The 20,728-nt window shown below is 71.8% G+C and carries 16 protein-coding genes; 14 read left to right on the forward strand and 2 right to left on the reverse strand.

All coding sequences use genetic code 11. The features are described 5' to 3' along the window. Window positions 1-151 precede the first annotated feature (151 nt). Window positions 152-688, reverse strand: coding sequence for an HNH endonuclease (locus ABT070_RS03955; RefSeq protein ID WP_351754184.1), 537 nt, complete (start codon window positions 686-688; stop codon window positions 152-154). A 324-nt stretch (window positions 689-1,012) separates the two neighbouring features. Here ABT070_RS03955 and ABT070_RS03960 point away from each other — a divergent pair, with 324 nt between their 5' ends. The 10 genes from ABT070_RS03960 to ABT070_RS04005 all read left to right on the forward strand — a co-directional run bounded on the left by ABT070_RS03960 (window position 1,013) and on the right by ABT070_RS04005 (window position 13,362). After that, complete coding sequence (locus ABT070_RS03960; RefSeq protein ID WP_351754186.1) at window positions 1,013-2,122, forward strand: mechanosensitive ion channel family protein; 1,110 nt, start codon at window positions 1,013-1,015, stop codon at window positions 2,120-2,122. Between the two features lie 344 nt (window positions 2,123-2,466). Continuing rightward, a complete protein-coding gene (locus ABT070_RS03965; protein ID WP_351754188.1) occupies window positions 2,467-3,678 on the forward strand; it encodes an ROK family transcriptional regulator in 1,212 nt (403 codons plus the stop codon). 119 nt (window positions 3,679-3,797) lie between these two features. Continuing rightward, entirely contained in the window at window positions 3,798-5,147 is a 1,350-nt protein-coding gene (locus tag ABT070_RS03970) for an ABC transporter substrate-binding protein (protein WP_351754191.1), read from the forward strand. 2 nt (window positions 5,148-5,149) lie between these two features. Next, complete coding sequence (locus ABT070_RS03975) at window positions 5,150-6,091, forward strand: carbohydrate ABC transporter permease (RefSeq protein ID WP_351754193.1); 942 nt, start codon at window positions 5,150-5,152, stop codon at window positions 6,089-6,091. 4 nt (window positions 6,092-6,095) lie between these two features. Further along, window positions 6,096-6,989 carry a carbohydrate ABC transporter permease gene (locus tag ABT070_RS03980; RefSeq protein ID WP_351754196.1) on the forward strand — a complete coding sequence of 298 codons (894 nt, stop codon included), beginning with the start codon at window positions 6,096-6,098 and terminating at the stop codon, window positions 6,987-6,989. A gap of 6 nt (window positions 6,990-6,995) precedes the next feature. Continuing rightward, window positions 6,996-8,261, forward strand: a complete 1,266-nt coding sequence (locus ABT070_RS03985; RefSeq protein ID WP_351754199.1) for a 6-phospho-beta-glucosidase — start codon at window positions 6,996-6,998, stop codon at window positions 8,259-8,261. Then, the gene (locus tag ABT070_RS03990) at window positions 8,252-9,226 is read left to right on the forward strand and encodes an N-acetylglucosamine kinase (RefSeq protein ID WP_351754201.1); all 975 of its coding nucleotides are present in this window, start codon (window positions 8,252-8,254) and stop codon (window positions 9,224-9,226) included. Before ABT070_RS03985 ends, ABT070_RS03990 begins: the two co-directional genes overlap by 10 nt. A gap of 163 nt (window positions 9,227-9,389) precedes the next feature. Continuing rightward, window positions 9,390-10,799 carry a GlnX family signal transduction membrane protein gene (locus ABT070_RS03995; protein ID WP_351754203.1) on the forward strand — a complete coding sequence of 470 codons (1,410 nt, stop codon included), beginning with the start codon at window positions 9,390-9,392 and terminating at the stop codon, window positions 10,797-10,799. 122 nt (window positions 10,800-10,921) lie between these two features. Further along, window positions 10,922-11,953 (forward strand): glutamate ABC transporter substrate-binding protein, encoded by a 1,032-nt coding sequence (locus ABT070_RS04000; protein WP_351754206.1) that lies wholly within the window; start codon window positions 10,922-10,924, stop codon window positions 11,951-11,953. Window positions 11,954-12,027: 74 nt separating this feature from the next. After that, complete coding sequence (locus ABT070_RS04005) at window positions 12,028-13,362, forward strand: hypothetical protein (protein ID WP_351754208.1); 1,335 nt, start codon at window positions 12,028-12,030, stop codon at window positions 13,360-13,362. Between the two features lie 25 nt (window positions 13,363-13,387). Here the strand turns inward: ABT070_RS04005 and ABT070_RS46235 are convergent, their stop codons facing one another. After that, the gene (locus tag ABT070_RS46235) at window positions 13,388-13,756 is read right to left on the reverse strand and encodes a hypothetical protein (protein ID WP_451099125.1); all 369 of its coding nucleotides are present in this window, start codon (window positions 13,754-13,756) and stop codon (window positions 13,388-13,390) included. A 10-nt stretch (window positions 13,757-13,766) separates the two neighbouring features. Here ABT070_RS46235 and ABT070_RS04010 point away from each other — a divergent pair, with 10 nt between their 5' ends. The 4 genes from ABT070_RS04010 to ABT070_RS04025 all read left to right on the forward strand — a co-directional run bounded on the left by ABT070_RS04010 (window position 13,767) and on the right by ABT070_RS04025 (window position 20,688). Then, window positions 13,767-16,043, forward strand: a complete 2,277-nt coding sequence (locus tag ABT070_RS04010) for a serine/threonine-protein kinase (RefSeq protein ID WP_451099124.1) — start codon at window positions 13,767-13,769, stop codon at window positions 16,041-16,043. A gap of 3 nt (window positions 16,044-16,046) precedes the next feature. Next, on the forward strand, window positions 16,047-17,531 hold the full coding sequence (locus ABT070_RS04015; protein ID WP_351754212.1) for a PP2C family protein-serine/threonine phosphatase: 1,485 nt from the start codon (window positions 16,047-16,049) through the stop codon (window positions 17,529-17,531). 139 nt (window positions 17,532-17,670) lie between these two features. Further along, on the forward strand, window positions 17,671-19,017 hold the full coding sequence (locus tag ABT070_RS04020) for a vWA domain-containing protein (RefSeq protein WP_351754214.1): 1,347 nt from the start codon (window positions 17,671-17,673) through the stop codon (window positions 19,015-19,017). A gap of 48 nt (window positions 19,018-19,065) precedes the next feature. After that, a complete protein-coding gene (locus ABT070_RS04025) occupies window positions 19,066-20,688 on the forward strand; it encodes an FHA domain-containing protein (protein WP_351754217.1) in 1,623 nt (540 codons plus the stop codon). The last annotated feature ends 40 nt before the right edge of the window (window positions 20,689-20,728 follow it).

Consider the following 20,728-nt stretch of genomic DNA (forward strand, 5'->3'; position numbering starts at 1 on the left):
GCCGCCCAGACCTGCCCCGTCCAGGGCGGCGCCACGCATGACGATGCGGCCCCGGGGGCGCAGGGACCCCCCGGAGCCGGTCGCACCCGACTCCGGGCCGTGGTGACGCGGTGCGAGAAACGCGGGCGGCGCAATACGAAGACCCGGATCGTCAGGCGGAGATGCCGTCGATCCGGGCCAGAGCGTCGTCCGCGCCGTACGGCTGCAAGTACGGCAGCCAGCGCGGGTCCCTATGCCCGGTGCCGATGATGCGCCAGGCGAGTCCAGAGGGCGGAGCGGGTTTGTGGCGCAGCCGCCAGCCGATCTCGACGAGGTGCCGGTCGGCCTTGACGTGGTTGCAGCGACGGCAGGACGCCACGACGTTGTCCCACACGTGCTTGCCCCCGCGACTGCGCGGGATGACGTGGTCGACGCTGGTTGCGACGCCACCGCAGTACATGCACCGGCCCCCGTCCCGGGCGAAGAGCGCCCGACGGGTCAGAGGAACGGGCCCCCGATAGGGAACCCGGACGAATCGCTTGAGCCGGACCACGCTGGGTGCGGAGACTGTGACGGTCGCGCTGTGCAGGAAGGCGCCGGATTCCTCGAGGGAGATCGCCTTGTTCTCCAGGACGAGGACGAGCGCGCGGCGGAGCGGTACGACGCCGAGCGGCTCGTACGACGCGTTGAGGACCAGGACATGCGGCACGGATGCCTCCTTGGGCGTCGGCGGCGCGTGGCTCGCGCCGGGACGATCTGTGGTCAGTCTCCCCTCTTGCCTGGTGGACGCGCCACCATGTCCCGGTAACGGGCTGGGAGTGTTTTCGACCACACCCTGTTGTCTCCCCAGGATCATGGCCTGTTCAAGCGCAGGTGAGGACTGTCTCTCCTTCACGGAACCGGCCGGACCACACACAATGCCCCGTTAGTGTGGTGGTTCTGCCCGTCCGGTGACCTTTCCGTGACCTCGCAGCGCGTGTCGCCCTTGACCGCCGCACCGAATGGAGCAGTGCAGCACCTGGAGGTACCTGCCGTGTCCTTGCCCGCCGTCCTACTGGCCGCCGACGCGTCGCCGTCGCCGACTCCCTCGGAGTCGCCGACCGCGGTGACCGTCCCGTCCCTCCAGGACGCCCAGGAGAGCGCGACGAACGCTGCCAGCTGGGTCGAGCAGAACTGGTCGACCTGGCTGGCGATCGGTCTGCGCGTGCTGTTGATCCTGGTGATCGCGGTGGTGCTGAGAGTGGTGGTGCAGCGGGCGATCACCAAGCTGATCGACCGGATGAACCGCACCGTCTCCTCGGTGGACGGCACGGCGCTGGGCGGGCTGCTGGTCAACAACGAGCGTCGGCGTCAGCGCTCGCAGGCGATCGGCTCGGTGCTGCGTTCGGTGGCGAGTTTCGTGATCCTCGGCACGGCCGCCCTGATGGTGCTGGGCACCTTCGAGATCAATCTTGCCCCGCTGCTGGCCTCCGCCGGTGTGGCGGGCGTGGCGATCGGTTTCGGTGCGCGCAACCTGGTGACGGACTTCCTGTCCGGTGTGTTCATGATCCTTGAGGACCAGTACGGCGTCGGCGACCAGATCGACGCGGGCGTCGCCACCGGCGAGGTCATCGAGGTGGGGCTGCGTGTGACGAAGCTGCGCGGCGCCAACGGTGAGATCTGGTACGTCCGCAACGGCGAGGTCAAGCGGATCGGCAACCTCTCGCAGGGCTGGGCGACGGCCGGCGTCGACGTGACCGTCAAGGCGTCCGAGGACCTCGACCTGGTCAAGGCCACCCTGGACGAGGTCGCCGAGAAGATGAGCAAGGAAGAGCCCTGGAACGAGCTCCTGTGGAGCCCGATCGAGGTGCTCGGCCTGGACAGCGTCCTGCTCGACTCGATGGTCGTCCGCGTCTCCGCGAAGACGATGCCCGGCAAGGCCCTGGTCGTCGAGCGGGAGCTGCGCTGGCGCGTCAAGCGCGCCTTCGACGCGGCCGACATCCGCATCGTGGGCGGCGCGACGGCCACCGTCACGGAGGACCTGGCCGACCCGACGGCCGCGGTCGCGGCCCCGTCGGTGTTCTCCAACGCGGACTCGCCGCAGGTGGCGGCGGCGGCGCCGATCACGCCCCAGCGCGCGACGACGACTCCTTCGGCCAAGTAGCCCGTACGCCGAAAGGCCGCACCCCGGAAGCCCCGGTGTGCGGCCTTCCGGCGTTCCCGGGCCCGCGCGCCGACCTTCCCGGGCCCGCGCGCCGACCTTCCCGGGCCCGCACGCCGGCGTTCCCGGGCCCGTACGGACATTCGGATGTTCCGCCCCCGAAGTGCCCCCGAAGTAACGACTCTGTTGCCTCGGGGGCGTTTCCCCTTTCACTCCTTGACGTCCCCTTCGTGACGGGTCTACGTTCCTGCCAGCCGATAGGAAACTTTCCTAACAGTGACCGGATGTGGACTTGCGTCCGGCGTACTTGAGAAGCTGGGCAGTTCAGAAAGGCAGGTGTCGACCCCATGGCAGCAACCGCCGGTACGCCGGGCACCCCGCGCGTCCTGCGCGCCATGAACGACCGCGCCGCCCTCGACCTCCTGCTGGCGCACGGCCCCCTGTCCCGCACCCGGATCGGCAAGCTCACCGGCCTGTCGAAGCCCACCGCCTCACAGCTGCTGGCCCGGCTGGAGGCGGCGGGACTGGTCCTCGCGACCGGCACCACCGAGGGACGCCCCGGCCCCAACGCCCAGCTGTACGAGGTCAATCCGGCCGCCGCGTACGCCGCGGGGCTCGACGTCACCCCCGAACGCGTCCTGGCCGCCGTCGCCGACGCCACCGGCCGGACCGTGGGCGGGTTCGAGGTGCCCACGCCCGGCCGCAAGACCGCCGACGCCGTCGTACGGCAGGTCACCGACGCCCTCGACGGCGCGGTGAAGGCGGCGGGCCTCGCCCGGGACGACGTGCGCCGGCTCGTCGTCGCCACCCCCGGCGCCTTCGACCCCACCACCGGTCGTCTGCGCTACGCCTCCCACCTGCCCGGCTGGCACTCCCCCGCGCTGCTCGACGATCTCGCCGCGGCCCTGCCGATGCCGGTCGAGTACGAGAACGACGTCAACCTCGCCGCCGTCGCCGAGCAGCGCCTGGGCGCGGCACGCGGGCACGAGGACTTCGTCCTGCTGTGGAACGAGGGCGGTCTCGGCGCCGCCCTGGTCCTCGGCGGCCGGCTGCACCGCGGCTGGACCGGCGGCGCCGGAGAGGTCGGCTTCCTGCCGGTCCCCGGCGCGCCCCTGGTCCGGCAGGTGACCAAGGCCAACAGCGGTGGCTTCCAGGAGCTGGCGGGCTCACAGGCCGTCCCCCGGCTGGCCCGGGAACTCGGCGTCACCGACATCCCGTCCGGGCCGTACGCCGAGGTCGCCGCCGCGCTCGTCGAGCGCGCCGCCGCCGAGGACACCCCCGTGCACCGGCAGCTGCTCCAGACGTACGCGACCCGGCTCGCGACCGGTCTCGCCTCGCTCGTCTCCGTACTCGACCCCGAACTCGTCGTCCTCAGCGGCGCCTCCCTGACCGCCGGCGGCGAGGTGCTGCGCGCCCTCGTCCAGGACGAACTGGCGGAACTGGCCGCGTCCCGGCCGAAGCTGGTCATGGGCGACGTCACCGAACGGCCCGTGCTGCGCGGCGCGTTGGAGAGCGCGCTGGCGGCCACCCGCGACGAGGTCTTCGACACCTCGCGCTAGCCGCACCACCACCCCCTCCCCCGAACCCTCACCCCGTCCCGCGCCACCACCCGCGCCACCCGCTCCACCCCGCCTCATCGCGTTCCACTCACCCTGCCCTGTCCCTGGAAGGCTCCGCCATGCCCACACGCATACCCGTAGTCGTCCGAAAGGCGGCTTTTGCCCTCACCGCCTCCACGGCCCTCCTGCTGAGCACCACCGCCTGTACCGGCCAGTCCGCGACCGGCTCCGACGACGACGCGTCGAAGGAGACGACCCTCACCTTCTGGCACGCCTGGAGCGCGCCGAACGAGGTGGCGGCCGTGAAGTCACTGATCGCGGGCTTCGAGAAGGCACACCCCAACATCCATGTGAACGTCGTCGGCAACATGACCGACGACAAGATCAACCAGGCGCTGCGCGCGGGCGGCACCAAGGCGCCGGACGTGATCTCGTCGTTCACCACCAACAACGTGGGCAAGTTCTGCTCGTCGGGCGCCCTCGTCGACCTCAACCCCTTCTTCGAGAAGGCGGACATCGACCCGTCCACGACCTTCCCGAAGGCCATGAACGAGTACACCCAGTTCGACGGCAACCGCTGCGCCGTCCCGCTGCTGGGCGACGCCTACGGCCTGTACTACAACAAGACGGCGTTCGAGAAGGCGGGCATCACCGCTCCCCCCAAGACCTGGTCCGAGTTCGAGGCCGACGCCAAGAAGCTGACGATCACCCAGGGGAACACGTACAAGCAGCTCGGCTTCATGCCGAACTACCACGGCTGGGAGACGACCACCGAGCACTACCTCGGCCAGTTCTCCCCGACGTACTTCGACACGGCCGGCAAGTCGACCATCGCCACGGACCCGGCCGTCGCGTCCGCCTTCACCGTCCAGAAGAAGCTCGTCGACGACCTCGGCGGCTTCAAGAAGCTGGAGACCTTCCGCTCCACGCTCGGCGACGAGTGGGGCCCCAAGCACCCCTTCCAGACCGGTCAGGTCGCCATGCAGCTCGACGGCGAGTGGCGGCTGGGCATGGCTCTGGAGGCCAAGCCGGACTTCGAGATCGGCGTCGCCCCGCTGCCCGTCCCGGACGACCAGGCGGCCCAGTACGGCAAGGGGTACATCACCGGCACCATCGCCGGCATCGCCGCCACCAGCAAGAAGCAGAACGCGGCCTGGGAGCTGGTGAAGTACATGACCACCGACACGGACGCGGTCGTCGCCTTCTCCAACGCCATCCACAACGTGCCGTCCACGCTGGCCGCCCTGAAGTCCCCGGACCTCAAGTACGACGCGCGTTTCAAGACGTTCCTGGACATCGCCGCGAACCCGGACTCGACCACCTCGCCCGCGTCGATCAACGGCGGCGTCTACCTCACCACCGTGCAGCAGCTCGGCTACGACTACGAGAGCGGCAAGGTCACCGACCTGAAGGCCGGCCTGAAGAAGGCGGCGGCGCAGATCGACACGGACATCGCGCAGGCGAAGTAGCGATGACCACCCACACGTTGAGGGCGAAGCGCCGGCGCTCGGCACTGCGCACCCTCGCCTTCCTCTCCCCCTGGCTGATCGGTTTCGCGGTCTTCTTCGCGTACCCGATGATCTCGACGGTCTACTTCTCGTTCATGCACTACGACGGCTTCAAGCCGCCGACGTGGAGCGGCACGCAGAACTGGACGTACGTCTTCGAGCACTACCCCTTCTTCTGGCCGGCCCTGCGCAACACGCTCTGGCTCGTCGTGATCATGGTGACCCTGCGCGTCCTGTTCGGACTCGGGATCGGCATGCTCATCACGAAGATCAAGACCGGTACGGGCGTCTTCCGCACCCTCTTCTACCTGCCCTACCTGGCCCCGCCGGTGGCGGCCACCATGGCCTTCGCCTTCCTCCTCAACCCCGGCACCGGCCCGGTCAACTCGATCCTGGAGAAGATCGGCATCCCGGCGCCGGCGTGGTTCAACGACCCGAACTGGTCGAAGCCGGCCCTCACCCTGCTGGCCCTGTGGGGCATCGGCGACCTGATGGTCATCTTCATGGCCTCGCTGCTCGACGTGCCGAAGGAGCAGTACGAGGCGGCCGAACTGGACGGCGCGACACCGTGGCAGCGGTTCCGGTACGTCACGCTGCCGAACATCTCGCCGATCATCATGTTCGCCGCCGTCACCGGCGTCATCGGGGCCATGCAGTACTACACACAGCCCCTGGTGGCCGGAAAGGTCGCCTCGGGGGTGATCCAGGGCGCGGGCACCATGTTCGAGCCCGGCTACCCGGAGCACTCCACGCTCACCCTTCCCCAACTCGTCTACAACCTCGGCTTCCAGCGCTTCGACTACGGCTCCGCCTGTGTCGTCGCCCTGGTCCTGTTCGCCCTGTCGATGGCGTTCACCGCGCTGTTGATGCGGCGCCGGGGCGGCCTCATCCAGGCAGGTGACTGACCGTATGACGCACGTACTGGACCGTCCGGTGGAGTCCCCGGCCCACTCCTCGCCCGCCGAGCGCACCGCCCGCCGCAAGGCGCTGCTGGAATGGATCGCGGTCCACTCCCTCGGCGTGGCCGCGGCCCTCTTCTTCACCCTCCCCTTCGTGTTCGTGTTCCTGACGTCCCTGATGAGCGACTCACAGGCACTCAGCCGGGACCTGATCCCGCACACCTGGGAGTGGGCCAACTACAAGAAGGTCTTCGACACCCCGGGCTTCCTCACCTGGTGGAAGAACACGCTGATCTACGCCGGACTGGGCACGGTCCTCACCGTCGTCTCGTCCGTCCCGGTGGCGTACGCGCTGGCCAAGTTCCGCTTCCGGGGCCGGAATCTGACGCTCATGCTGGTGATCTCGATGATGATGCTGCCCCCGCAGGTGGTCGTCATCCCGATGTACCTGTTCTGGGCGAAGCAGCTGGACCTGTCGGGCACCCTGTGGCCGATGATCATTCCGCTGGCGTTCGGCGACGCGTTCTCGATCTTCCTGCTGCGCCAGTTCCTGCTGACCATCCCGAACGAGTACCTGGACGCGGCGAAGGTGGACGGCTGCGGTGACCTGCGCACCCTGCTGAAGGTCGTCCTGCCGATGGCGAAGCCCGGCATCGCCGCCGTCGCCCTCTTCCAGTTCTTCGCCGCCTGGAACGACTACTTCGGTCCGCAGATCTACGCCTCCGAAAATCCGAACGCGTGGACCCTCTCCTACGCCCTGGAGTCCTTCAAGGGCGCGCACCACACCGACTGGAACCTCACCATGGCGGCCACCGTGCTGGTCATGGCCCCCGTGATCCTCGTGTTCTTCTTCGCCCAGAAGGCGTTCGTCGAAGGTGTCACCCTCACCGGAGTAAAGGGTTAACAAGCCATGAAACTCACCGTGGTCGGCGGCGGCTCGACCTACACGCCCGAACTCATCGACGGCTTCGCACGCCTGCGGGACAGCCTTCCCGTGGAGGAACTGGTCCTCGTCGACCCGGCAGCCGACCGCCTGGAGCTCGTCGGCGGCCTCGCCCGGCGGATCTTCGCCCGGCAGGACCACCCGGGGCGCATCGTGACGACGTCCGATCTGGACGCGGCCGTCGAGGGTGCCGACGCCGTGCTGCTCCAGCTCCGCGTCGGCGGCCAGGCGGCCCGCGAGCAGGACGAGACGTGGCCGCTGGAGTGCGGCTGCGTCGGACAGGAGACGACCGGAGCGGGCGGCCTCGCCAAGGCGCTGCGGACCGTCCCGGTGGTCCTGGACATCGCCGAACGGGTCCGCCGGACCAACCCGCACGCCTGGATCATCGACTTCACCAACCCGGTCGGCATCGTCACCCGCGCCCTCCTCCAGGCCGGCCACAAGGCCGTCGGCCTGTGCAACGTGGCGATCGGACTCCAGAGGAAGTTCGCCGCCCTGCTCGACGTCACCCCGGCCGACGTCCACCTGGACCACGTGGGCCTCAACCACCTCACCTGGGAGACCGGGGTGCGCCTCGGCGGCCCCGAGGGCGAGGACGTCCTGCCGGGCCTCCTGGCCGCCCACGCCGACACGATCGCCGCCGACCTGCGCCTGCCCCGCGTACTCCTGGACCGGCTGGGCACGATCCCCTCCTACTACCTGCGCTACTACTACGCGCACGACGAGGTCGTACGGGAGCTGCGCACGAAGCCGTCGAGGGCGTCGGAGGTGGCCGCGATGGAACGCCGGCTGCTGTCGCTGTACGCCGACCCGGCCCTGGACGAGAAGCCGGAGCTGCTGGCGAAGCGCGGCGGCGCCTACTACTCGGAGGCCGCGGTGGACCTGGCGGCGGCACTGCTGACCGGCTCCGGCAGCCCGTACCAGGTGGTGAACACCCTCAACAACGGCACGCTGCCCTTCCTCCCCGACGACGCGGTGATCGAGGTGCAGGCGGCGGTGGGGCCCAAGGGGCCGTCCCCGCTCCCGGTACCGCCCGTCGACCCGCTCTACGCGGGCCTGACGGCGAACGTGACGGCGTACGAGGACCTGGCTCTGCAAGCGGCCCTGCACGGCGGCCGCGACCGGGTCTTCAAGGCCCTGCTGTCGCACCCCCTGATCGCCCAGTACGAGTACGCCGAGCGGCTGACCGACCAACTCGTCGCACACAACCGGGAGCATCTCGCGTGGGCCTGACGGCAAGCGTGCTCGCCATCGACGCGGGCAACAGCAAGACGGACGTCGCGGTCGTGGCGGCCGACGGGGAGGTCCTCGCCACCGCTCGCGGCGACGGCTTCCGCCCGCCCGCGGTGGGCGTGACGGCGGCGGTGGACTCCCTGGCGGACACCGTCACGCGCGCGTACACGGCGGCCGGCGTCGACTCGGCGGTCCATGTCTCGGCCTGCCTGGCCAACGCGGACCTGCCGGTGGAGGAGGAGCAGCTGGCGGCGGCCCTGCACGCACGCGCGTGGGGCGCCTCCGTGGACGTCCGCAACGACACGTTCGCGATCCTGCGGGCGGGCGTCGCCGACCCCCGGGGGGTGGCCGTCGTCTGCGGCGCCGGCATCAACTGCGTCGGCATGCGTCCCGACGGCCGCACCGCCCGCTTCCCGGCCCTCGGCCGGCTCTCCGGCGACTGGGGCGGCGGCTGGGGCCTGGCCGAGGAGGCGATATGGCACGCGGCGAGGGCGGAGGACGGCAGGGGCGGACCGACGGTCCTCACCGACGCGCTCCCGTCCCACTTCGGTCTGCCGTCCATGTACGCCCTGATCGAGGCCCTCCACCTGGAGCACATCTCCCCGTCCCGCCGCCACGAACTGACCCCGGTCCTCTTCGGGACGGCACGGGACGGGGACGCGGTGGCGCGCACGATCGTCGACCGGCTGGCCCAGGAGGTGGTGTCGATGGCGACGGTGGCCCTGACCCGTCTGGACCTTCTGGAGGAGGAGACACCGGTACTTCTGGGGGGAGGCGTTCTCACGGCGGGCCACGAGCAGCTGGACGACGGGGTACGGGAACTCCTGGCCGCACGGGCGCCGAAGGCGGTGGCGAGCGTCGTACGGGAGCGCCCGGTGCTGGGGGCCGCGCTGCTGGGCCTGGACCGGCTGGGGGCGGACGCCGACGTGCAGCGAAGGGTGCGGAGGCACTTCGACGCGGGCTGAGTGACCGCAGGTGTCCCCGAACACAACACGGGCCCCCACGACGGAACCGAACACCCACCCGACGCGTTCTCATGGACAGGGGTGACTGCGATCTGATCAAGATCCAGTGAAGGCCGGTGCGCATGACCGGTCCCGCCAGCGATACTGGCGGCGGTAGATGACCATGGGGGAGGTCAAAAACGTGGCAAACCCGGCACCAGGCAGCACCGTAGCGCCACTTGCGCCGGCCTCGGCGCCACCGCCGACGCGCCGTACGGCGTTCGCCGAGGGCGTCGACAAGGCGCGCGCCGCGGCGACCACGGAGCCGGGCCGGCTCCGTATCATCGGCGCCTTCCTCGCCCTGCTCGTCCTCGCCTTCGGCGCCGTGACGGCCTGGCAGACGACCGACCGCGCGGCCGCCGCGGACGACGTGCTGCACAAGAGCCAGCCGCTGAGCACGGCCGCGGCCGACATCTACCGTGCGCTGGCCGACGCCAACACGGCGGCCTCCAGCGGTTTCCTGGCGGGGGGCCAGGAGACGGCGGAGTCCCGGCAGCGCTACGAGGAGGACATCGACGAGGCCGCCTCCAAGCTCGTCACGGCGGCCAACAACGCCGACCCCGATTCGCCCTCCACGGCGTTCATCACCAAGCTGAACAAACTGCTGCCCGAGTACAAGGGCCTGGTGGAGCGCGCGCGGACGTACAACCGGCAGGGTTTCCCGGTCGGCGGCGCCTATCTGCGGTACGCGAACCAGAAGATGCAGGGCGAGATGCTCCCGGCGGCCCAGGATCTCTACACGAAGGAGAACCAGCGCCTCGAGGACGACTACGCCGACGCCACCCCCTACCCGTGGGCGGCGATCGGGCTGGGCGTCCTCGCGCTGGCCGGTCTCTCCTGGGCGCAGCACCGCAACTACCGCCGTACGAACCGCGTCCTCAACCACGGTCTGGTCGCGGCGACGGCGACCACCACGGTCGTCCTGCTCTGGCTGGTCGTCGGCCACAGCGTGGCCCGCGCGGGTCTCGACGACTCCTACGACCACGGAGTCCGCTCGCTGAACGTCCTGCACGACGCCCGGATCGCCTCGCTCAAGGCGCGCGGCAACGAGAACCTCACGCTGGTGGCGCGCGGCGCCGAGACGGTGAAGGTGACGGCCGACGGCGACGAGGTGACGCTCGACAAGTACGACCACGACTTCACCACCGAGATCACCACCCTCGGCAAGGGCCTCACCCTCGCGGCGAAGCTCGCCGACGACCAGGCGGGCGAGAAGCCGGTCACCTCGGCCGAGAGCAACATGGCCGAGTGGAAGAAACGCCACACGGCGGCCCGTGAGCAGGACGACAACGGCAACTACGAGCAGGCGCTGGCCCTGGTGATCGGCGGCAAGGACGCGACCGGAGCCTGCTTCGACGGCGTCGACGAGAACCTCGCGAACGCGCTGGCGCACGAGCAGACCGAGTTCCGGCAGGCGGCCGGAAACGGTCTGGACGCGATGACCGGCCTGCCGATCGGCGCCGCCGTGCTCGCCGTGCTGGGCGCCGCGGGCGCGGTCGTCGGCATCGGCCGCAGGCTGTCGGAGTACCGGTGAACAGGCGCGAGCCGGTGAACGGGCGCGGATCGGTGAACAGGCCGCTGCCGGTGGGCAGGAGCGTGTCGGTGGGCGGCGGCGGACCGGCGGAAGGGGGCGTACCGGTGGAAGGGGGCGTGACGATGCGTGTGCGACGAATGCGGGCCGGCCTGAAGGGCTGGGGCGGAGTGGGCGCGATGGCGGCCCTGTGCGCCCTCGCGCTGGCCTTCGTCCTGCTGCTGCCGTGGACGACCCGGTCGCCCGGCGACGGAAGCACCGGCCAGGCCGGCCGGGGCGTCGCCGCGGGCACCCAGGCGGCCGACGCGGACTGCACGGACCCGGAGAAGCGGACGCCGGCGCCGTCGAGCGCGGACGGTCCGACGATCGCCGCCATCAAGGCCCGGACGGGCGAGAAGCGCAAGCTGATCGTCGGCGTCGACCAGAACAGCTACCGCTGGGGCTACCGCGACCCCAACAACACGGGCGCGGAGCTGGAGGGCTTCGACATCGACCTGGTCCACCGGATCGCCCAGGACATCCTCGGCGACCCGAACGCGGTCCAGTTCAAGGCCATCCCGACCAACCAGCGCATCCCGGCCATCCAGGAGGGCCGGGTCGACATGGTCGTCCGCACCATGACGATCTCCTGCACCCGCCTCGACGATGTCGCCTTCTCCGCGCCCTACTTCAAGACGGGACAGCAGGTCCTCGCGCCCAAGTCCTCGACGATCAAGGGCTACGACGACACGCTGGCGAAGAAGAAGGTCTGCACGGCGACGGGTTCGACGGCCAACACCAAGCTGGTCGACGACAAGAAGGCCGGCAGGATCGCCTCCGGCGTCGTGATCGCCGCCCCCGTGCCCAACCAGCTCGACTGCCTGGTGCGGCTGCAGCTCGGCGAGGTCGACGCGGTGGTCACCGACGGCGCGCTCGCGGCCAGCCAGGCCGCCCAGGACCCCACGGTCGAACTGAAGGGCGCCCCCTTCACGACCGAGTACTACGGCGTGGCCATGGACAAGAAGGCCACGGATCTCGTACGCCGGGTCAACCAGATCCTGGTGGAGTACCGCACGAACGGCTGGCAGGCGTCGTACGACACGTGGCTGTCGGCAACACTGGGCACCGACGCGACGAAGTCGAAGCCGCCCGCGCCGCAGTACCTGAGCACGAGCTGACGGACCGGCGGGCAGGGCGGCAGGGCAGGCGGCGGACAGAGCCGACAGACCGACACAGCAGCGAGAGGTGATCGATGGGCGTCACGGGACCCCCCGGGCCGGTGATGGACCGGGACGAGGTCGACCGTGCGCTGGCGCGGCTCGGCGCGGAGCACGAGGCGATCGAGACCTCGCTCCTCGCCCTCCAGGACCACGCGGGCCGCAGACTCCTCGAAGGCGCCGAACTCACCGGTGTCACCAAGGAGCGCTGGGCGACCGCGGACGCGTCGATCACACTCCTGTGGACCTACTTCGACGCGTACACGGACGCGCTGCGCGGTGCCCGCGACATCCGCTCGCGCCGCCGCTGGTCCAGCCGCGAGGACCTGGCGGAGCTGACGGAACTGCTGCGCGGCGAGTCGGTCACGGTGGCGGGCTCGGCCGCCGGTACGGCCGCCACCGCCAACGCGCCCACGCTGCACGGCACCGGCAGGCTCAGCCACAGCTTCTCCCTCACCACCCTCGTCGACCGGATGAACGAGCTCTACGCGGCCTCGCTCGACATGGTGGTGACCGCCGACGCGGTGTGGTCGGCGCTGCCCGCCCGGATAGATTTACTGGCCGCGGAGCTCCAGCGCACCCGCCGGCTCGCGCACTCCGTCGGCGTCCGCCCGGGCGAGCACCCGGCGGGCGACGACCTGGAGCACATCACCCACACCCTGACCTCCCTGCGCGAGCAGGTGGTGTCGGACCCGCTCGCCTTCTGGGTACGCGCGCAGGGCAGTTCGGCGCCGGGCGGCGGCCGTCCGGACACCACGGTGTACGACCGTGAGGCGCGCGCCCTGGAGGACGTGCGCCGGGAGATCGACGCCGTGCTGACGGTCCGCCAGGACGCCGAGCAGCGGCTGGTGAAGCTGCGGGACGTCCTCAGCCGGGCCGACCGGACGCTCGCCGAGGCGCGCACCGCGCGCGGCGAGGTCCTCGCGAAGATCGCCGCGACGGAGGTACCGGTGGTCAGCGGGCCGCCGACCGTGCTCCAGGAGCAGCTCGCGACGGCCGCCGACTACCGCCGGCACGCCCAGTGGCACCGACTGTCCCCGCTCCTGGAGTCCCTGGAGCGGAAGGCGGAGGACGAACTGCTGCGGGCCCGCGAGTCGCTGTCCGCGGTCACCCAGCCGCTGGCGGTCCGCGCGGAGCTGCGCGGCCGTCTCGACGCGTACAAGGCGAAGGTCGCCCGGCACGGGCTCGCCGAGGACCCGTTCCTCATCGAGCGCTACGACGCGGCGCGCCGCATGCTGTGGAGCGCGCCCTGTGATCTGCGCGTCGCCGAACAGGCCGTCCTGCGCTATCAGCAGGCGGCCGCCGAACTGCTCACGGCACCGCGCGTGCCGGAGCAGGGCGGACCTCAGGACCGTAGGGGGGAGCAGTAGCCATGAGTCAGGCAGAGCAGGCGTGTCAGCGGCCGGGCTGCGAGGGGGCGTACGAGGATGTGGGCGGCGGCGAGCTGTACTGCGACACCTGCGGTCTGGCCCCGGTCGTCTCGTCCGGGGGTTCGTCCTCCGGGGAGGGCCTGGTCGGCTCACCGCCGACCGGGGTGACCGGGGGCGGCAAGGGCTCGGCGGGCAGCGCCAGTTCACGCTCCAGCGGGCGCAGTGCCCGCAGCACGCGTACGTCGTCGCAGTCGTCGAAGTCGCGCCGCTCGGTGTCCGGGCGGCTCTCACGGTCGGTGTCGGGCAGCTCGACGGGCCGTTCGGTGTCGGTGCGCAGCTCCGGCTCGACCGCCGGGTCCTCCGGCCGGGCCCGGCTCGGCGCCGGCCTGGTCACGGTGCCGCAGGTGCCGAGGCCCGACCCGCGCGTGATGGTGCAGGAGAACCCCGAGGTACCGGAGCGCAAGCGGTTCTGCTCGCGCTCCGACTGCGGTGCACCGGTGGGCCGTTCGCGCGGCGAGCGGGAAGGGCGCACGGAGGGCTTCTGCACCAAGTGCGGCCACCCGTACTCCTTCGTGCCGAAGCTGAAGGCCGGCGACGTCGTGCACGGCCAGTACGAGGTCGTGGGCTGTCTGGCGCACGGCGGGCTCGGCTGGGTCTATCTGGCGGTCGACCGCGCGGTCTCCGACCGGTGGGTGGTGCTCAAGGGCCTTCTGGACACCGGTGACCAGGACGCGATGGCCGCGGCCATCTCCGAGCGGCGCTTCCTCGCCGAGATCGAGCACGCCAACATCGTGCGGATCTACAACTTCGTCGAACACCTCGACCAGCGCACCGGTTCGCTCGACGGCTACATCGTCATGGAGTACGTCGGCGGCAAGTCCCTCAAGGAGATCGCCAACGACCGGCGCACCGCGCAGGGCAAGCGGGATCCGCTGCCCGTAGAGCAGGCGTGCGCGTACGGCATCGAGGCGCTCGAGGCGCTCGGCCATCTGCACAGCCGCAACCTGCTGTACTGCGACTTCAAGGTCGACAACGCGATCCAGACCGAGGACCAGCTCAAGCTGATCGACATGGGCGCGGTCCGGAGGATGGACGACGAGGAGTCGGCCATCTACGGCACGGTCGGCTACCAGGGTCCGGAGGTCGCGGAGGTCGGCCCGTCGGTCGCGTCCGACCTGTACACGGTGGGCCGTACGCTCGCCGTCCTGACCTTCGACTTCCAGGGCTACACGACCGTCTTCGTCGACTCGCTGCCCGACCCCGACAACATCGAGGTCTTCCGCCAGTACGAGTCGTTCTACCGGCTGCTGGTCCGCGCGACCGACCCCGACCCGGCCCGCAGGTTCGCCTCCGCGCAGGAGATGGCGGAGCAGCTGACGGGCGTGCTGCGTGAGGTCGTCTCGCTGCAGAGCGGCCGGGCCAGGCCCGCGCTGTCGACCCTGTTCGGGCCGGAGGTCAAGGTCACGGACACGGAGCTGTTCCCGAAGCAGGCCGGCGAGGTGTCCCGGCTGGGGGCGCGGGTCGCCGTCAGGTCGCCGCGTCCGTCCGGCGGTTCGGGCACCGCTTCCGCCCGGCCGGCCGCGGCTCCCGCCCTGCCCGCCACCGCCCCCGCGTTCGCCGGCGCGGCTCCCGCCCTCGCCTCCGGCGCCGCCGCCTTCTCCGGTGGTTCCGCGCTGCCGGGCGGCGGCGGTGTCGCGTCGTCCGGCGCCGGGAGCACCGTCGCCGGGAGCACGGTCGCCCCCGGCCTGGTGAAGACCGTCCCCGCTCCCGCCGCCGCGCTCGCGCTGCCCGCTCCGCACGTCGACGCCACCGACCCCAACGCGGGTTTCCTCGCCGGTCTGCTGGCGTCCGCGCCGGCCGAGCTGATCACGGCTCTCGCGGCCGCGCCCGCGCCCTCGGTCGAGACCCGGCTGCGGCAGATCCGCGCCTGGCTGGAGAACGGCGACCACCAGGCCGCCCTCATGTCCCTCCAGAAACTGGAGGGCGAGCGGCCCGACGACTGGCGGGTGGTCTGGTACCGGGGCGTGACCTCGCTGGTCACCGGTGACCACGAGGGCGCGGCACTCGCCTTCGACGCGATCTACGACGCCTTCCCGGGCGAACCCTCGCCCAAGCTGGCGCTCGGCCTGTGCGCGGAGGTGCTGGGGCAGCTGGACAACGCCGCCGAGTACTACCGCCTGGTGTGGTCGACCGACCCGAGCTTCGTGAGCTCCGCGTTCGGCCTGGCCCGCGTGCAGCTCGCGGCCGGGGACCGCCGCAGTGCCGTACGGACGCTGGAATCGGTGCCGGAATCCTCCATCCACTACACGGCGGCCCGGGTGGCCGCCGTGCGGGCCCGGCTCCGGGAGCGGACCGCCCTCGCCTCCGACGTACCCTTCCTGGAGGACCTCACCGCCGCCGCGGCCCAGGTCGAGGCGCTGGACGCGTACGGTCTGGATTCGACGCGGCGCGAGCAGTTGTCCGCGGAGGTCCTCGGCTGTGCCCTCGACTGGATACTCTCCGGTGGCCAGGGCGCGGGCTCGGCCGCCCGGGTGCTGCTCGGCAGCGAACTGGACGAGCGGGGGCTGCGCTTCGGCCTGGAGCGCTCGTACCGCACGCTGGCCCGGCTGGCGACCGGCGGCGAGGAAAGGATCGACCTGGTGGAACGTGCCAATCGTTACCGCCCCCGGACGTGGGTGTAGTTGATGTCCCAGATGCCCCGGCAGGCCGCTCTGCCGACGTGTCCGAGCTGCGCGGAGCCGCTCGACGCGGGTGACCGTTTCTGCGGTGCGTGCGGATACGACCTGTCCGCCGTCCCTCAGCGCCCGGACGACCACCCGACCCTCACGATGAACGGCTCGGCCCTGCCGGCTCCCGCGGGAGCGGCGGCGGGGCCGACGGTGAGCGGTACGGGCGTGCCGGGCGCCGGCCTGAGCGGTGTCGCCGCGGGCGGGCCCGGTACGAACAGTGCCGGTGCGAGCGGTGTCGCCACGGCGGCGCTGCCTCCGGACGGCGCGCTGCCGCCGCCGGGCCCCGGTGTGCCGCCACCGCCGGGTTCCGGAGCACCGGTGCCGCCGCCGGGTCCCGGTGTGCCGGCTGCCGGCGCCCCGCTCCCGCCGCGTACGGCCGCGTCCCCCGCTCCCGGGGCCTCCGGCGTCACCGGAGGCCCCGGTGTCTCCGGCGTCCGGTTCGACCGGCCCTCGGAGCCCGACGAGTACGCCCTTCAGGCGCCGGACCCCAGGGTGGCCGCCGAGGCCGCCGCGGTGGCCGAGACCGCCCAGGTGTGCGTGGCCTGCCGGGCGGGCCGGGTCGACGACGACGGGTACTGCGAGAACTGCGGACACGCCCAGCCGCGCGAACGCGATCACATGGAGCTGGAGTCGGGCCCCCTGGCCGCCGTCAGCGACCGTGGTCTGCGCCACCACCGCAACGAGGACGCCTTCGGTCTCGCCCGCACCGCCCTGCCCGACGGCTCGCCCGCGCTCGTGGCGATCGTCTGCGACGGCGTGTCCTCCGCGACCCGCCCCGACGACGCCTCCCTCGCCGCGTCGAAGGCGGCGAGGGAATCGCTGCTGGCCGCCCTGCCGCAGGGCACGCACCCGCAGCAGGCCATGCACGAGGCGATCGTCGCCGCCTCGTACGCGGTCAACGCGCTCGCCGACGAGCCGGCCACGGCCCGTGAGCACGCCCCGCATCAGAACGCCCCGGCCTGCACCCTCGTCGGATCGATCGTCACGCCCGGGCTGCTCGTCGTCGGCTGGGTCGGCGACAGTCGCGCCTACTGGGTCCCGTCGGACCGCACCTCACCCCCGGCCCGGCTCACCGAGGACGACTCGTGGGCCGCGCAGATGGTCGCCGCCGGCCTGATGAGCGAGGCGGAGGCGTACGCCGACGAGCGCGCCCACGCGATCACCGGCTGGCTCGGCGCCGACGCCTACGAACTGGAGCCGCACACCGCTTCCTTCAAGCCGGACCGGCCCGGTGTGGTGGTGGTGTGCACGGACGGCCTGTGGAACTACGCGGAGGCGGCCGAGGACATGGCCGAGGTCGTCCCGCCGGACGCCTCCGCGCGCCCTCTGCACAGCGCGCGCGTCCTGGTCGGCCACGCCTTGGACGGCGGGGGCCACGACAACGTAACAGTGGCCGTCGTGCCGTTCCCCGCCCCCGCACAGGGGGCAGGATCGGCCTGAGGCCGCAAACAGGGAAACACCGGAAAACACGGGGAAACACGGGAAGCACGGGGAAGCACGCGTACGGACCGGTGGGGACCGGTCCGTATTCAGACATCGCCCCGCGAACGTGGGGTTTCCGAGGGGGATTTGAGTAGGCATGGCCAATTTCTCGAAGTCGAACGTGCCGCAGTTCTCGGTGGACGTCTACCAGAACGAGTACCTGCCGGAAGGCGGCCGCGAGGTCAACGCGATCGTCACGGTCACCGCCACCGGCGGCGGCACGGTGGGCAGCGCCGCGGCCGCGCCGCACCTGTACTCGCCGAGCCAGGGCCCGTCCGCCGCCGTGGCGATCATGGTGGACTGTTCGGGCTCGATGGACTACCCGCCGACCAAGATGCGCAACGCCCGCGACGCCACCGCCGCCGCCGTCGACACCCTGCGCGACGGCGTGCACTTCTCGGTGATCGGCGGCACCCACGTCGCCAAGGAGGTCTACCCGGGCGGGGGCCGGCTCGCGGTCGCCGACGCGACCACCCGCGAGCAGGCCAAGCACGCGCTGCGCCGGCTGAGCGCGGGCGGCGGCACCGCGATCGGCACCTGGCTGCGGCTGGCCGACCGGCTGCTGTCGACGGCGGACGTCGCCATCCGGCACGGCATCCTGCTCACCGACGGCCGCAACGAGCACGAGTCGCCGCAGGACCTCAAGACCGCCCTCGACGACTGCGCCGGACGTTTCACGTGTGACGCCCGCGGTGTGGGCACCGACTGGGAAGTGAAAGAAGTCACAGGGATAGCCTCCGCCCTGCTCGGCACCGCCGACATCGTCGCCGACCCGGCCGGCCTCGCCGCCGACTTCACGCAGATGATGGAGACGGCGATGGGCAAGGAGGTCGCGGACGTCGCGCTGCGGCTGTGGACCCCGGTCGGCACCGCCATCAAATTCGTCAAGCAGGTCGCGCCGACGGTCGAGGAGCTGACCGAACGCCGTACGGAGGCGGGCCCGCGCGCGGGCGACTACCCCACCGGTTCCTGGGGCGACGAGTCCCGCGACTACCACGTGTGCGTCGAGGTCCCGGCCGCGAACATCGGCCAGGAGATGCTCGCCGCCCGGGTCTCGTTGGTCATTCCGCAGCCCGGGGGCACGGTCCAGAACCTCGGCGCGCAGGGTCTCGTACGGGCCGTGTGGACCGACGACATGTCCGCGTCCACGTCGATCAACCCTCAGGTCGCGCACTACACGGGCCAGGCCGAACTGGCACAGGTCATCCAACAGGGGCTGGACCTTCGCAAAGCGGGCGATATGGATGGAGCAACGGCCAAACTGGGCCGGGCCGTTCAGCTCGCGAGCGCCTCGGGGAACGGTGATACTGCGAAACTGCTTGCGAAGGTGGTGGACGTCGTCGACGCCACGACAGGTACTGTGCGACTGAAGGCGAAGGTCACGGACGCCGACGAGATGACGCTCGAGACCCGGTCCACAAAGACTGTTCGTGTAAAGAAGTGACCTGAACGCGCTTGAGGGACACCGAACGAGAGAGGGGGACGCGCCGACATGCCGACCTGCCCGAACGGACACCAGTCGGGTTCCGACGACTGGTGCGAGGTCTGCGGTCACCGCATGGCCGGTGCCGTACCTCCGCCCCCTCCCCCGCCGCCCCCGACCGCCGGCTACGGCTTCCCGCCGCCCCAGGGCGGCCAGCCCGGCGGACGGCACCTGTCCTCCGTACCGGACCACGAGCCCGAGCTCTGCCCGCAGTGCCGTACGCCCCGTGAGGGCGGTGCGCCGTTCTGCGAGGAGTGCCGGTGGAACTTCCTGACCAACACGGCCACCTCGTACACCCCGGCCGCCCCGCGCCCACCGGCGCCGGGCCCGGGCGGTCCGGGTCAGGGTCCGGGCGGTCAGGGTCCGGGCGGCCAGGGCGGTCCCGGCGGTCCCGGCGGGCGTTTCCAGCCGCCGCCCCCCTCCTACGGGGGCAGTGACTCGTTCGACTACCAGAGCTCCCGCCCGTCCCAGATGAACCGTCCCGCCGAACCGCTCCAGCCGTTCGGCGGCGACCCCTCGGGCCCCGGCGGCCAGGGCAGGCCCGGTGGACAGGGCGGTCCGGGCGGACAGGGCGGTCCTGCCGGTGGTCCGCCTCCGGGCGCCTACGGGCGGGACCCCTCCGGCCAGGGCGGCGACCCCTTCGGGCGCGGGCCGGGCGACCCCGGCGGCCGTCCCCCCGGCCCGCCCGGCGATCCCTTCGGGCGTGAGCCGTCGGGTCCGCCCTCCGACCCCTACCGACGCGAGCAGACCGGGCAGGCCTCCGATCCCTTCGGGCGTGAGCCCGGCGGTCCCGTCGGCGATCCCTTCAACCCCGGCGGCCGTCCCCAGGGTCCGCCCGGCCCCGGCGGCCCGTCCGGCTTCGGCGCCGACCCCTCGCGACCGGTTCCGCCGCCCGGGCCCACGCCCACGGCCGGTCCCGGCATACCGGGCCAGGGCGGCTTCGGCGGCGGTCAGAACGACCCCAGGAACCAGGGCGGCCCCGGTGCTCCGCAGGCCTTCCAGCCGGCCGGCCCCACGGCCCCGTCCGGCTTCCCGCAGGAGACGGGCCGTCCGCAGCCCTTCGGCGGCGCCGACGACGACTGGGTGATCTCCCCGCCGTCGCACACCGGCCCCGGCCAGGGCGTGCCCGGCGGCCCGGGTCCGGCTCAGGGCGGCGGTGGCTACGGCTACCCGCAGCCCGGCGCCACCCAGGCGCCCCCGCCCGGCCCCGGCTACCAGCAGCAGCCGGTCACGTGGTCGGTGACCATAGGCCCGGACCGCGCGTACTTCATGGCGATGATGCACCGCTCGGGCCCCGAGGCCGCGGGGCTCAACCTGCCCGCGTACTCGCCCGAGCAGCAGCGTCCGCTCACCGGCAACCAGTTCACCATCGGCCGCCGCCGCCACTCCACCGGGGAGACCCCCGACCTGGACCTGTCGGTGCCGCCGGAGGACCCGGGTGTCTCGCACCAGCACGCGGTGCTGGTGCAGCAGCCGGACGGCAGCTGGGCGGTCGTCGACCAGAACTCGACGAACGGCACCACGGTCAACGGCTCGGAGGAACCGATCCAGCCGTTCGTCCCCGTGCCGCTCCAGGACGGCGACCAGGTGCACGTCGGCGCCTGGACGACGCTCACGATCCGCCGCGGCTAGAACTCCCCGAGGGCCGCGGCCAGGCGCCTCCCCGAGGGCC

It is taken from the genome of Streptomyces sp. NPDC002884, assembly GCF_040295245.1.
Classification (GTDB): Bacteria; Actinomycetota; Actinomycetes; order Streptomycetales; family Streptomycetaceae; genus Streptomyces.